Origin of the sequence: Calothrix sp. CCY 0018 (genome assembly GCF_963920925.1) — a bacterium.
GTDB lineage: Bacteria > Cyanobacteriota > Cyanobacteriia > Cyanobacteriales > Nostocaceae > Rivularia.
Genome location: NZ_CAWUDI010000068.1, coordinates 1 through 15,696 on the forward strand (window position 1 = coordinate 1; position 15,696 = coordinate 15,696).

At 34.0% G+C, this 15,696-nt stretch carries 6 protein-coding genes and 1 pseudogene; 5 read left to right on the forward strand and 2 right to left on the reverse strand.

Annotated elements, in window-relative coordinates:
- Positions 1-2,191: AAA-like domain-containing protein (locus ACM03V_RS31695; protein WP_414624789.1), on the reverse strand; the 2,191-nt coding region annotated here is incomplete at its 3' end.
- Positions 2,192-2,399: 208 nt separating this feature from the next.
- Here ACM03V_RS31695 and ACM03V_RS31700 point away from each other — a divergent pair.
- Positions 2,400-2,519, forward strand: a pseudogene (locus ACM03V_RS31700) (AAA-like domain-containing protein); the annotation flags it as partial.
- A 91-nt stretch (positions 2,520-2,610) separates the two neighbouring features.
- Here the strand turns inward: ACM03V_RS31700 and ACM03V_RS31705 are convergent.
- A complete protein-coding gene (locus ACM03V_RS31705) occupies positions 2,611-5,982 on the reverse strand; it encodes an AAA-like domain-containing protein (RefSeq protein ID WP_414624790.1) in 3,372 nt (1,123 codons plus the stop codon).
- A gap of 713 nt (positions 5,983-6,695) precedes the next feature.
- Here ACM03V_RS31705 and ACM03V_RS31710 point away from each other — a divergent pair.
- The 4 genes from ACM03V_RS31710 to ACM03V_RS31725 are packed head-to-tail and all read left to right on the forward strand — an operon-like array spanning position 6,696 to position 15,693.
- A complete protein-coding gene (locus ACM03V_RS31710; protein WP_414624791.1) occupies positions 6,696-7,970 on the forward strand; it encodes a hypothetical protein in 1,275 nt (424 codons plus the stop codon).
- 22 nt (positions 7,971-7,992) lie between these two features.
- A complete protein-coding gene (locus ACM03V_RS31715; RefSeq protein WP_414624792.1) occupies positions 7,993-11,550 on the forward strand; it encodes a hypothetical protein in 3,558 nt (1,185 codons plus the stop codon).
- Between the two features lie 3 nt (positions 11,551-11,553).
- Entirely contained in the window at positions 11,554-13,350 is a 1,797-nt protein-coding gene (locus ACM03V_RS31720; protein ID WP_414624793.1) for a hypothetical protein, read from the forward strand.
- Between the two features lie 27 nt (positions 13,351-13,377).
- Entirely contained in the window at positions 13,378-15,693 is a 2,316-nt protein-coding gene (locus ACM03V_RS31725) for an AAA family ATPase (RefSeq protein ID WP_414624794.1), read from the forward strand.
- The last annotated feature ends 3 nt before the right edge of the window (positions 15,694-15,696 follow it).

Sequence of the window (15,696 nt, forward strand, 5' to 3'; positions counted from 1 at the left end):
TTAAGGTAGAAATGATTTTACCGCTGCTGATATTCCACAACTTGATGGTATTGTCGTGACTACCAGAGGCTAAAGTTTTACCATCGGGACTAAAAGCCACGCTCAAGACTGTATCTTGATGCCCATCTAAGGTAGAAATGATTTTACCGCTGCTGATATTCCACAACTTGATGGTTTTGTCAACACTGCCAGTTGCTAAAGTTTTACCGTCGGGACTAAAAGCCACGCTCAAGACTGTATCTTGATGCCCATTTAAGGTAGAAATGATTTTACCGCTGCTGATATTCCACAACTTGATGGTTTTGTCCCCATTACCAGAGGCTAAAGTTTTACCATCGGGACTAAAAGCCACGCTCAAGACTGTATCTTGATACCCTGTTAAGCGATTGCGTTCTTGAATGTTAAACAATATGCTTAGTAAGTTGATAACAGGTGTAGAAGCAGGATAGCCAATAGAAGATTGTTTACTTGTTGTTAAACTTTCTAATTCTCGTCCAGCTTCCATAGCCTCCACTAAACGGTCAATTCCAATATTTCCAGAAGATATTTCTCGTGATGAAATTTTTCCAGTTTCTTCTAATCTCTCTATAGCAAGAGTATAAAATTGTCTTTGAACAACTATGGTAGCAACAATCGCTCCCACCATAGACACAGCCAAAAACCCAGAACCAAATCGAATCATTCTAGTCGATTTTTTCTGCGCTTTCCTCAATGTTTCATTGGCTTTACCGGATTTATGTTGTGCTTGTATTAATTCTTCATTCGCTTGTGCTAATATCCTACCTTCCTCTTCCTGAGTTGCTAAAGCTGCTGCAAGTTCTGCTTTTTCCAATTCCTGGGAAGCTCCTAAATACCGAGCATCCTCATTACTCAAGTTTTTCTCGTTAGCCCACATCAAAGCATTCTGTAACGATTGTCCCCTCAACAATCGCGACTCATCTTGATAACCACTATCTACCCAAGCTTGAAAACTTTCCGAGTAAGGACGTAATTTTCCTAATTCTTTTTCTACCCAATCTAAATTAAATACCGATTTGTAAATTCGATTGTAAACTTTGATAATTCTATCTTCTTTGACTACCAATCCCAGCAGCCGAAACCTCATGTTTTCCAGACTGTCATCGGCATCAATATAACCATTGAGTAAAATTTGCTGGTATAATCCTAAAAAACGTCCGGCAATCTGCTCTCCTAAAAGCATGCGATCGCGAATTGTTTTTAAATGCTCTGGTTCGTCATGAGCTTCCCAATTATTAATTATTTTGCTGTGAATAATCGATTCTAATTTCTCCCCACTACTCAATTCCCCTTGTTTTATCGGATTTACCAACTCATTACCAATTTTGGGTGGTTTGAGATTGCTTCCTTTCGTCGCAATGACGGTACTTATATTATTCGTGGGTAAGTCTTCTTTTAATAGCTTACAAACCCTTTGAGTTAAAAAAGGTTGTCCACCAGTCCAATTCAAAACCTCTTTGATTAAACCCAAAGGATTCTCGACAATTCCGGTAAATCCTTTAGCTAAAGGTTCGATTTCACTTTCTTTAAAGCCATCAAGTTGAATTGCTCTACCAATATTAAACGGAGTCCGTCTTTTATCCCCGATTAAATCCCCAGGAGTCGCAACTCCCACCAAAACGAAAGTTAATCTTTTATATTCGGGGTTATAATTACGCTTCTCATAACAGCTTCTAATTAAAGCAAAAAAATCATCCGTGGGGAATTGCAAACTTAAAATACTATCTATTTCATCTATAAATATAACAATCTTACTTTTGATAGATGTTAATAATACAGTTTCTATAAATTCATCCAAACGCTCCACAACCGAAATTGCGCTTCTATCTTTCCACCAGTTAAGCAGAAAATCCTTCGGGTTTCCTAGCTCAAAATTCGTTACTAATTTGTAAACAATTCCTGCATACCACTGCTCGGACTTGATATCCCCACTACCCCTGATAGAAAAATCCAAAGAAGTACAAGCATATCCTTCGGCTTTGAGTCGATTTTGGGTTCGGACAATCAAACTGGTTTTACCCATCTGTCGGGAGTTAAAAATATAACAAAACTCCCCCGCTTTCAGATAGCGGTAAAGTTCTTCATCAGCCTGTCTAACCACGTAAGAGGGGGCGTTTTCTGCTAAACTTCCTCCGACTCTATACTCATAATTATACTTGCCTGTCTCTGTCATAATTGATTCACTATATATAGATATTTAGAAAACGTATCTGTGGTTAGAGACACTTACCTATATCAAAGCACGACTGATTCGAGTTAGACCATGAGATATTCGAGTTATCTTTGAGTTAGAGGAATCTGAGCGAACAGCACCATTTTCAATAACCCCTATGGTGAGCTAAGGCTACTGACACTGGTGCAAGATATGAGTTACAAATGCACAACAAGCGCAATTGAGTAACAAGACTTGCTCAAAATTAAACGCTCTAGGGTTAATCAAAGTAGAAAATGGAAGAACATTAGCAACTTGCGGATTATATCGGCAATATTTTTTTGGATAACTCGAATTACCTCACCCCCATCCCCTCTCCTTATCGAAGGAGAGGGGGGTCAATTATCCCCATCTCCCCCTCTCCCCATCTCCCCATCTCCTCACTCCTTCGGACACAACTCCCCCCTCAACTCATCCCGAGTAATCAAATATTCTTCAAGATACTCGCAACCCTTAGCCAGTAAATCATCCAAATCCAAATTCCACAACTTGATGGTTTTGTCCCCACTACCAGAGGCTAAAGTTTTACCATCGGGACTAAAAGCCACGCTGTAGACAGCTTCTTGATGTCCTTCCAAGGTAGAAATAAATTTACCACTAGCGATATCCCACAACTTGACGGTATTGTCACTACTACCAGAGGCTAAAATTTTACCATCCGGGCTAAAAGCCACGCCCATGACATCATGTTGATATCCTTTCAAGGTAGTTAGGATTTGACGACTAGCTATATCCCACAACTTAATGGTATCGTCCCAACTACTAGAAGCTAAAGTTTCACCATCCGGGCTAAAAGCCACGCTAAAGACTTGATGTTGATGTCCTTCCAAGGTAGTTAGGATTTGACGACTAGCCATATCCCACAACTTGATGGTTTTGTCCCCACTACTAGAGGCTAAAGTTTTACCATCCGGACTAAAAGCCACGCTAAAGACATAATCTTGATGTCCTTTCAAGGTAGTTAGGAGTTTACCACTAGCCATATCCCACAACTTGATGGTTCTGTCAACACTACCAGTAGCTAAAGTTTTACCATCCGGACTAAAAGCCACGCTTTCGACTGCATCTCCATGTCCTTGCAAGGTAGTTAGGAGTTTGCCACTAGGCATATCCCACAACTTGATGGTTTTGTCAACACTACCAGTTGCTAAAGTTTTACCATCCCGGCTAAAAGCCACGCTCCAGACTTGATTTTGATGTCCTTGCAAGGTAGTTAGGAGTTGACGACTAGCCATATCCCACAACTTGATAGTACTGTCCCTACTACCAGTTGCTAAAGTTTTACCATCCGGGCTAAAAGCCACGCTTATGACATCATCTTGATGTCCTTTCAAGGTAGTTAGGATTTTACCACTACCCATATCCCACAACTTGATAGTACTGTCCCTACTTCCAGTTGCTAAAGTTTTAGTTTTACTATCCGGGCTAAAAGCCACGCTGTAGACATAATCTTGATGTCCTTGCAAGGTAGTTAGGAGTTTACCACTAGCCATATCCCACAACTTGATGGTTCTGTCAACACTACCAGTAGCTAAAGTTTTACCATCCGGACTAAAAGCCACGCTTTCGACTGCATCTCCATGTCCTTGCAAGGTAGTTAGGAGTTTGCCACTAGGCATATCCCACAACTTGATGGTTTTGTCAACACTACCAGTTGCTAAAGTTTTACCATCCCGGCTAAAAGCCACGCTCCAGACTTGATTTTGATGTCCTTGCAAGGTAGTTAGGAGTTTACCACTAGCCATATCCCACAACTTGATGGTTCTGTCAACACTACCAGTAGCTAAAGTTTTACCATCCGGACTAAAAGCCACGCTTGTGACTGCACCTTGATGTCCTTGCAAGGTAGTTTGGAGTTTACCACTAGCCATATCCCACAACTTGATGGTTTTGTCCCAACTTCCTGTAGCTAAAGTTTTACCATCCGGGCTAAAATCCACGCTCAAGACTGCATCTTGGTGTCCTTGCAAGGTAGTTAGGAGTTTACCACTAGCCATATCCCACAACTTGATGGTTGTGTCCCAACTTCCTGTAGCTAAAGTTTTACCATCTGGGCTAAAAGCTACGTTGTAGACATGATCTTGATGTCCTTCTAAGCTATTGCGTTCTTTAATGTTAGATAATATATTTTGTAAGTTAGATATAGGAGTGTTGGCGGGATAATCTCCTAAAGATTGTTTATCTTTTACTAAACTTTTTAACTTTCTTCCATTCCGTATAGCCTCTGAGAGTGCCTCAATTTGTCCTAATACAAACGATTCTCGTGATAAATTGATTCCAGCTTGTTCCAGTTGCGCTACTTTTTGAATATATTGACTTTTTATTTGAGCATTAACAGCAAATAACATAGACACAGCCAAAAACCCAGAACCAAATCGAATCATTCTAGTCGATTTTTTCTGCGCTTTGCTCAAAGTTTGATTCGCTTGTGTTAATATCCTACCTTCCTCTTCCTGAGTTGCTAAAGCTGCTGCAAGTTCTGCTTTTTCCAATTCCTGGGAAGCTCCTAAATACCGAGCATCCTCATTACTCAAGTTTTTCTCGTTAGCCCACATCAAAGCATTCTGTAACGATTGTCCCCTCAACAATCGCGACTCATCTTGATAACCACTATCTACCCAAGCTTGAAAACTTTCCGAGTAAGGACGTAATTTTCCTAATTCTTTTTCTACCCAATCTAAATTAAATACCGATTTGTAAATTCGATTGTAAACTTTGATAATTCTATCTTCTTTGACTACCAATCCCAGCAGCCGAAACCTCATGTTTTCCAGACTGTCATCGGCATCAATATAACCATTGAGTAAAATTTGCTGGTATAATCCTAAAAAACGTCCGGCAATCTGCTCTCCTAAAAGCATGCGATCGCGAATTGTTTTTAAATGCTCTGGTTCGTCATGAGCTTCCCAATTATTAATTATTTTGCTGTGAATAATCGATTCTAATTTTTCCCCTGTAGCTAATTCCCCATCCCTCAATAGCTTACAAACCCTTTGAGTTAAAAAAGGTTGTCCACCAGTCCAATTCAAAACCTCTTTGATTAAACCCAAAGGATTCTCGACAATTCCGGTAAATCCTTTAGCTAAAGGTTCGATTTCACTTTCTTTAAAGCCATCAAGTTGAATTGCTCTACCAATATTAAACGGAGTCCGTCTTTTATCCCCGATTAAATCCCCAGGAGTCGCAACTCCCACCAAAACGAAAGTTAATCTTTTATATTCGGGGTTATAATTACGCTTCTCATAACAGCTTCTAATTAAAGCAAAAAAATCATCCGTGGGGAATTGCAAACTTAAAATACTATCTATTTCATCTATAAATATAACAATCTTACTTTTGATAGATGTTAATAATACAGTTTCTATAAATTCATCCAAACGCTCCACAACCGAAATTGCGCTTCTATCTTTCCACCAGTTAAGCAGAAAATCCTTCGGGTTTCCTAGCTCAAAATTCGTTACTAATTTGTAAACAATTCCTGCATACCACTGCTCGGACTTGATATCCCCACTACCCCTGATAGAAAAATCCAAAGAAGTACAAGCATATCCTTCGGCTTTGAGTCGATTTTGGGTTCGGACAATCAAACTGGTTTTACCCATCTGTCGGGAGTTAAAAATATAACAAAACTCCCCCGCTTTCAGATAGCGGTAAAGTTCTTCATCAGCCTGTCTAACCACGTAAGAGGGGGCGTTTTCTGCTAAACTTCCTCCGACTCTATACTCATAATTATACTTGCCTGTCTCTGTCATAATTGATTCACTATATATAGATATTTAGAAAACGTATCTGTGGTTAGAGACACTTACCTATATCAAAGCACGACTGATTCGAGTTAGACCATGAGATATTCGAGTTATCTTTGAGTTAGAGGAATTCTACTTGAATCAAACTTCGGCATACTGAGCATATTATTTTTTTGTATTTTTTGTACAGCAAAATTTTGGCTAAATGATTTTTGAAAAAATTTGTAGAGGAGTCCTGTATAAATAATTTAACAGTAAAAATCAATTTTGTTAATTCGAGAACAATTTTCAAAACTCGAATTAAGTCAAATATCTCAAGGCTTAACTCATATGACAATAGTGTTTGATAGAAATATCGAGTTCAGCAAACAACAATATGCACTCTAATACAAAATCATTAGAAAGTTAGAAATTTATTGTATAGCTTAGAGGCTTTCTTTTTCCACATATTGCCTAAACTCCCCAAAAAATTCTTGAAAATAGCCCTATTACCTTGAATAGAATTGGGACTTACGCGAATTGAGAAAAACTCAGGTGGTGGGTAACACTACAAACCTTATTATTACGTTAACAATTCGTTGAAGTGTCACAGCAACGGCAATAAAGGAGGAAGAAAATCTACACCCCTTTTTGCCTCCCCTACAAGAAAAATATGCCAGTTGCATAAGTCTTAAGGATATAAATTTACCTCACACATTAATAAGCTAGTAACCTCAGCTATGGCTTTTAAAGTACCTAAATTTGAAAACGACCACATTCTTAACGAGCAGGATTTATATGCTTTGGCTCGTCTTCCAATGGAATTATTTCGTTGGAATTGTATAAGCCAGAAAAACCTTGGTTTCTTTGCGCCTGTCCAAAGTGACTTGATATCTGGTTATGACTCATGGAATCAATTTGTATGGCAAGATAACCAACTACTTGTGAAGAATTTATTTGTGATTTCACCGCAAGGATACCCATTCATTATTGAAGGTGAGAAAGAAATTAAAAAAGTAGGTTCGACTTTGTTTGCTGTTGCCAATTTAGCAAAAGATTCTCTATCCTATAATGGTGATGGCTATAAAATTGATTTGAAATGGGATCTTCCTGAAATTGAATCGAATCAAGAAACAGAACCTTTTATTATTAAATTAGGGCACGTAACAGGTAATAATACAAACCGAAAGTTTGAAATAGCTCCTCCAATTTTGCAACTTATTGGTACAAGTAAGTTATGGAAAATAGTTTTTACTTTAAAAAATAATGTAGAAAACTATATTGAACAGTTAATTATAGCAGTAGGAATACATAATCTTGACTGTAGCGAATATATAGATAGGCTTGAAAGACTCAATTCATTTACTCAAAAGACTGAAGTAGCAGAATTTATTAATATTGCTTTATTAACTTTAAAGTCTGCTACAGGGTTTTATTATAGATTTATTTATAATCAAGATGATTCAAGCTCGCGATATAAATCTTGTAAATATCTCCAGGGACGTGCTTTAGAAAAGAAATTAGCAGAGATTAATCAGATTCACCAAATAGAAAGAGAAATTTTTAATCCTATCGATGAACTTCTAGAGATGGAAGTGGAAACAGGTCAACAACAACAAGATTTTATCGAAAAACTAAGCTATTTATTTGCATCAAGTTCGTATTTATTTAAAATATTACAGATAAATACTGAAGAAAAGTTTCCCAGTCAAGGTTATCCCAAAAAATTCGACCAGTTACGGATGTTATATCGATATGATTTTAAAGCATATGAAAAAGAAAACCGGACTTTAGTAATTGAGTTTAATGAAGAACCAACTAACGTAGCGTTTATTTTTACCAACCAAGAAGACTTAAAAATCACTAAAAATTTAATTCCTTTAAAGCAAAAGTCTCAACAGAAAAAGACAAACAAAAAGCGCTATGAAATTTTATTAAATATCCAATCATATTTATTTATAGCTGTTCCGGAGCAGGCTATTAAAAAACTAGAATTAGTTAGAAAACAAAAATAATTCAATACAAATAAAACTAATTATGATTAGCAATTCTCAGGAATGTCAGAGTTTGATTCAACACATAAACTCTTTGATTGATAACAGACCAGGATTTATGCAAAATCCTTCAGAACAATACCAACAGCGAAATAACTATATTGAAATACTAGAATATGCTATTAACTATGATGAATTATATCATTTATACGATATCTGGAAAGTTTTTGCGCGAACCAGAGAAGAAGCAACAAGAGGGTTTTTTCTAGATTTATGGGATATATCTGAAAAAAAAGAACTACGGGTTAAAAATCAGCGAGAAGGAGATATACTTCGTTCTTTTGTTGGTCAAGTTAACAATCAATTTGATGAAATTTTACTTGCAAAAAAAATCTCGGCACCTAGATTATGGCAAGATTACATACAAGAACTTTTAATTGATTTGATGTGGATCGAGGACGAGTATGAAAAGCAGTTACAGCGAAAATTGCTTTATTCTATGTCTAATCTTTACGCATATTTATATCCTCAAGAATCTATATCTGCTGAAGAAGAAAAGGAATTTTTAATTGAAATATTAAAAATGACTGAATCTGCTATGTTTTGTAAAGGAGATATTGATAATTCCCCAATCTTCCTCAATAAAGTTTTTACTGATAATCTCAATAGTGATTCACAAAGGCAATTTACACTTGCTTTTCTCTATTTGTACAGGTTTATAAATCATTTTGGTTTGATTAGTCTGAATAATTTTGTGAAAAATTCAGTACAATCATTACAACATCAAGAAGTTATAGAGCAACTGGGAGAAGAAAGTATAGAGGAAATCCTAGAAAGACTTTTACTATATTGGGGTGCAACCGCACCATTAATGGAACTATTTTTAAAAGAAAAATTAGAATTCAAATTCGATGACTGCGAAAAGTTTGAAGAAATTAAATTACCCTCACCCTATGGTACAGATAACTTTGTTTATACTATCGGTGCTTCTGGTGCAGGAAAAACATATTTTTTCCATGCTATGGAACATTTCAGCACGGAATCTAACCAACAATCTCTATCAATCAAATATATTGATGATTCAACAGATAGCAGAATAGATAAACAAAAATGGAAAGCAGGAGAAGAGCTAGAAGCAGGAGAAAATCATCTTGTGTATATGCGTTCTAAAGTTCGTAATTTATGTAGATTTTCATTTCATGAAATAGATGATAAGCAAATAATAGTCAAAGATTCTAGTGTTATAAAATGGCAATCCTTAGAAGGATATTTTGAAAGACACTTACCTTCTGCAATTATCTTAGTATTTTCTGTAGAAAAAAAAGAAGAATCAAATTCATATAGTGAACTTATCCACTTGCTAGACAAAATTGCTCAAACTGATAAGCGCTATCGTAATATTCCGATTTATTTTATATTTAATAAATACGATTTATTACTTGAAAAAATCAAACAAGATGAATATAGCGAACAACTGTTGAATGAATTTCATAGCTATTTAAACTCAGAATTAAAAATTACTCAAGAAAATCACTTCTTTTCTTTACGGTACCAACAAGATGTCAAGCTAATTGATATTTTTACCAAAATTAAGCTAACCAAAGCTTGCTGTGCGAATTTAGCATTTATAAATCAGTTAAATCAAGATATAAAAAAAGTTAAACACATAATTTATAATTTGTTAGATTTTGATTTTACTAATTTGAGCTTCATATATACTTCTTCCATTTTTGAAAATCGACAATATTCTGATTTACAAACATTATGGAGTGATTTAAATGATTTTATTATTCAAGCTACTTGTGAAAATTTAGAAAAATACTATCGGAAAGAATTTCAAAATAAAATTAAGCAAGACTTTACTAAGGTAGATTTATTTTGCGAACAAGCAAAGATAACATCTTCCTTTGAAGTTAGCAAACCTATTGTTGATAAATTACATGAAATTCCAAACAAAGATAAAATGGCAGAGTATTTCCATAAATTACAGAATAATATCGCAGATGTTAATAATATAAACGTAAGGAATATTGCCTCAATCATTGGTAATTTTGGAATAATAAAGGATAATCTAGATAACTTAGAAAAATTCGTTAACGAACAAAATTATCAAAGTAATTTTTTTGATAAAGTACTAAGAGCAAATTTAATGGAGCTTGCTATTCCAGTAGAAAAAAATCAAATAGAGGAATGCCAAGATTATCAAGATTTATATTTAAAAGAAATAAAGTTTATCGACCCGAATGAAGTTAATTATTATAATTATATTTGGCGATTTGACATTAAATCAGTAGCGGTTGAAAATTTTATAAATAATCAAGAATATCGTGAAATGATAGATGCAATAAAAGAAATCTTCTTTGAAGAAATATTATCCTATAATGAAAATACCTCCAAACATCAACTAAAGATAGATAATAAAGATAATTTAGAAATAATAATTGAACAATTACCTAAACAGCTTCAAGCAATTGATATTGCTAATAGGAATGAAGCATTTGAAGCTTCAATTGAAGATAAAGTTTCATTTTCTTATACTTTAAGTAATACCAATGCGCTGTGTCCAATTCAATGCGGACAATTTAACAACCTTGATAGAGACTTAATTCAAGGAGAAAATTTAGAACAGACAGTTTTTGAGAGATTATGCCAATTTACTGACGATTACGATAAAGCAAAAAAATATTGTCAATTATTAACTAATTATTTGCCTAATTATCCGAAAATACCGAAATATCCACAATTCATTCTTGTTAAAAGAAATAGTGTAAACCGAATTAAGGTACAACTTGATAAAATAAGAATTGATGTCATCAAGAAAATTGACCCCAAATTAAAGCAACAGCAAGAAATATTAATTGATATGGCGATGATTCTATTAAAAAATCGTTATGCGTTTCAAAAACTTTATCAAGGTATTTCTAATATAAATCAATACGAAACATATATTTACAACTTGTATTTAGCAAAATTTTTATTAGAAATGTTAAAATCACGTGAATTTCATGTCGAAAAATTTCAGCAAGAACCTTATACAGTCAGAGAAAAAATTGCTAAGATTTCTAACGATTTAGCTAATATCATCAACGAACTTAAATCCGCTCCCCAACAGACAATAAGTTTAGAAGGTTTAAGTAAGGATTATCAAGAAGTTAGTTTAAGTACTAAATTGTTATCATTTAATAATAGAGATATCAAAAAAAATGCAGAAGAAATAGAAGCAGAATTAAGAACTGCTTTAGAAATATACACCGAGATATTAACTCTAATTGATAAGGATGAAGAACGCTTAAAATCTTTATCAACAGATATAATACCTCAGTTTAGTTTTTCTCAGAAAAATGAATACAACAATCTACTGAAAGATTATGAAAAACAGCGTAAATTATTAATTATATTAGAAAGAGTCGAATTCTTGCGCTCATCAAAATGGATTGAGGATTTACAGTGGTTAAATGATTCTTTCAGAGAGCATTATACTGATACTGTTTGGGCTAGTCTCATATCTATCGATACACAGCAGCTTGATGAATGGAAGCAGCGTTTTATTGAGGATATAGATAAATTGTTAGAAACAGAATTATTTTCTCGTTCCAAATAAAGTTTGATATTAATAATTGTAGGAAAAGATTTATTCTTAATGCTAAAGTTTACTATTGTTTCGCGAACAAATTATCAAGATTTAAATAGCTCCGAAGAATGGAAGTATTATTTTCCAGATTATAGTGAAAAGTCATTTTCTACTAGATTGAGAAAAGATAATACTTTAAGCGATGCAGAAAAAATATTGCTAGACAAAAAAAATGAAGAAAATCAATTACAACAAGTAGAAGAAGATTCTGAAACTTGTCCCAAAATAATTCATCCTATGTCTGAGAATGAATCTACTGTAAGTCTTTGGAAATACAAGAATCAAAATGATAAATATTATGTCAAAGATTCAGGGGATGCACAGGCATTTAATAGACCTCAGATGAACTTGTTATACTTACCGGAATTGCGAGGAAAAAGACTTATAGATTTTCGCAATGCAACAGACTATAATGAAAAGTATCGCTACAAAGTAGTTGAACTAGAAGAACTAGGTTTTCCTAATTCTGTTGCTGCTCAAAATAGCAGTGTTAGTGGAGTCTTTTTTAAGCAAATTAATAGCGATGAAGGAATTAATCCAGAAGTAATAGATTTGGAATATAGTAAAGATATCATCAATAATAATAAAGATGAATATTCTGCTGTAGGTTGGCTAAATCCATTGATATTGACTTTCTCTTTAGATGACAATGATATAGAAAATATCGAGAGTACTAAGGGAAATAGATATCTAAAAGCACTTAGCTTATTTCTAGAGCCATCGGCTTTAATATTAGTTGAACCTCATATAGATAGAGATTATGATTTGCGAATTGGGTTTTTGATTCAACTTTATCAATTAATTGAAGAGCGTCAACGAAATTATGGAAAGAATCATTATCTAAGTCTGATTGAACATATTCTTTTTGGTTCTCAATATATTCAACCTTGGAAACCTTTTTTAATTCTAGATTTACTTGGGGGTGAATTTTATGTTTACCAAAAGATAAAGCATAATTCAGACAATGAAAAACTGTTGATTAGTTGGAATCCTCCTGAAGATGCAAAATCAAATAAACTTTGGTTTGCGGATTATTGGCTCCAAAAATGTGAAAATATAATACAACAAAACATAAACATCCAAAGTCAGATTAATATAGTTGCTTCACATCCATCTGCTCGGGTTTATCGTTCTGGTAAAGGTTCTATCAGGTTTCAGGTAGACGATTTTTCCAACACTAATCTTTCGTTAAGTTCCCTTATAAGTAAACATCCTTGTTGTACAAATGATGGCAACATTAGTAATCTATATAATTTTCTACTTGAATTATTTCAAGATTCTGAGTCAAAAAAGTTTTATGAAAAATTTCCTTATAATAATTTTTATCGTATTGAAAGCTCGCAGAATAAATTAGTTGAATTTGATGAAGTAGATTTCTGGAATTATTTTAGTCAGAATCATGTCATTCCAGAATCACCACTATTAATTGCTATTCCCAAGCAAGATAATCGGTTTTTAGATCCAATTGCTTCGCTTAACTTTGGACCATATCACTTTCTATGGGACTTATTTAATTATTTTAATGGAGAGCGACAACAAGAAATTGTAGATGTTTATAATTCTTTCGGTTGGTGGAATAATTGGCACTCTACTTTATTTAACAATCGTTGGGATGTATGTTTAAATTTTATCGAAAAACGTGGATTTATTATTAAAAAATCAATTATTGGAAGAGATTGTTTAGGTTTGTATGATAATTATGTTAATTGGAAATATCTAAATATGCGTTTTTCTAGTTTCGAGCCAGCCAAATCAAACAACTTGTTGTAAACAGAATTAACTGAAGATAAATTATTTATGTCTGCACAAAAACTACGCGAATTACTTCAAAATACAATAAACCAGGCTAATCAAAAAAGACCTCGTGAAGTTGGTACTTTAGCTCATGTATTTAACTATTGTATTAAGCGAAATTATCGTTACCAGTCCCAATCTAATGGTAGTCGAGATTTACTCTCTCAAATCATTCACGATGTAGAATTAAGTATTAAAAAGTATGCACTTTTATCGGGAGAACATCAAGAAAATGAATTCGTTGTTAGTTATGATATAGAAAGTGCAATTAAGAGCTATGAAAGTTTTATTAACAGTCACTCTCAGCAGAAAAGATTTACCGATCATGTAATATACTGGTTATTAGAAGGAGATTTTGATGATAAATTTTTAAAATTATATCGCAATATTTGTAGAACAAGAGGAGTTGATACTCTTTATTTGATGCCAGATTTTTCGGACTTAAAAATTGCCGATTTAGGATTTGGCACTCTTATAGATTCTGAATGGATAGAAGAACAAAATGATATTCCATTTTTAGGTCGTCAGGCAGATATTGAAAAACATATTGGTTTTTTATCTTTAGCAATACGCCAAAGACGACATTATTTATTAGAAGGACATCAAGGAGTAGGTAAATCTATATTTATCCGAAAATTGATTAAAAATGCCATTGAAAGCTGGCAAAAAATCGGCAACCGATTATTAAGTAACGTATCTTTTGTTTTATTTGAACAACAAGATTTTATCTATTCGGAAGAAGATAATCGAAATCGTTTAAAACGGTTATATCAATATCTTCAAGTCAATCCCCAAGTAATTCCTATATTTGATAGTTTTCAAGGACTTTTAAATCCAGCCCTTTCAGTCCATGAAATATTTACTAGTCTTTTTGGTGGAATTCTGTCTACCACCGGACGTACTTTTATATTAGTATGTCGGACTGAAATTGCATCAACTGCAAACATTGTCGAACCTATCCAAAAATACACATTATCACCTTTATCTCCCACAATAACTTTAGATATTGTCCATCATAAGATGGAACAACTAATCTCCCGTTCTAGAATGATACTCGATTTTGAATCTTCTAAAGACGAGTTTTGCTCATTGCTAATTAATATAGCTTCAGAAAGATATCCCGGACGTTTTTTCCCCGAAATTGCTCTGCATCTAGCTGAAAGTACATTAAATAGAGCAATTAACCGTGTAGCTTATCTCAAACAAGAACCTTTAGATAAAATCCTCTTTGCTGATTTGTGGGAATATGTTGCCGAAGAGCAATCTATTAGTACTGAAATATTAGGAAAAGATCCAGACGAATTTTATCAAAAGGTACAGGAAAATCTGAACCGGCAAGTTATAGCTCAATATGCAGCAGTTGAGAAAGTCTGCAAAGTACTGCAAGTAATGGCAAAACGTCCTCCCAGAAAGGCTCCTCGTGGCAGATTTCTATTTGTAGGACCCCCCGGAGTTGGTAAAACTCACTTAGGCAGACAATTAGCAATCAATCTGGGTTTAGGAGATGAAGCCTTTTTTATATTTAATATGTCTGAGTATTCCTCAGAAAGCGCTCGAACTAGATTTATGGGAGCAGATCCGGGTTATGTTGGCTATCGTTCCACTAGAACTATTTACGATTTAGTTAGGTCTCGACCTTCTTGCGTAATTTTACTAGATGAAATCGACAGAGCCGATGCTTCGATACAAGATATTTTGCTAAGTATTCTTGAAGGAGAAGGAAAAGATGCTGAAGGAAAAATTGTTTATTTTTCACAAGTCATTTTTATTATGACAACCAATCAAGGTCAAGAACAAGTAGAAGAAAAATATGAACAGAGTTCACCTATTAATGATACTTCCAGAAAAATATTGGCTAGCGAATTTAATGACAATTCATTGCGAAAATTAATTATCCAAGGTGCAATTGATGAGACTGAAGTAGCCATGCAAAACTATCTGCTTGCACAAATCAATTCTATCAAGACCGAGTTTGATGAATATAGGTTACAAGATGAGGAATTATTTGAAACAGGCGCAGAATTATTTATTGAGAAATATATAGAACTCAAAAATAATTATAGCCGTTTACAAAACGTACAGAAGAAAACACCTTTAGACCGTGCTTTTCTAGACAGAATTGATTTTGTAATTCCTTTCTTTCCGATTAAAGAACCTCAATACTTAACTCAAATTCTAGATTTGATTCTAAAAAGATATGCTTGGAGTAATTGTCCAGATTCAATTAAAGAAGAAATAATTACTCAAGCATTGCAAAGAAAAGAATCCATTCGTTGTTTAGAACGTCTCGTGATGAGAAATTTAGCTGAAGCTGAATAATAT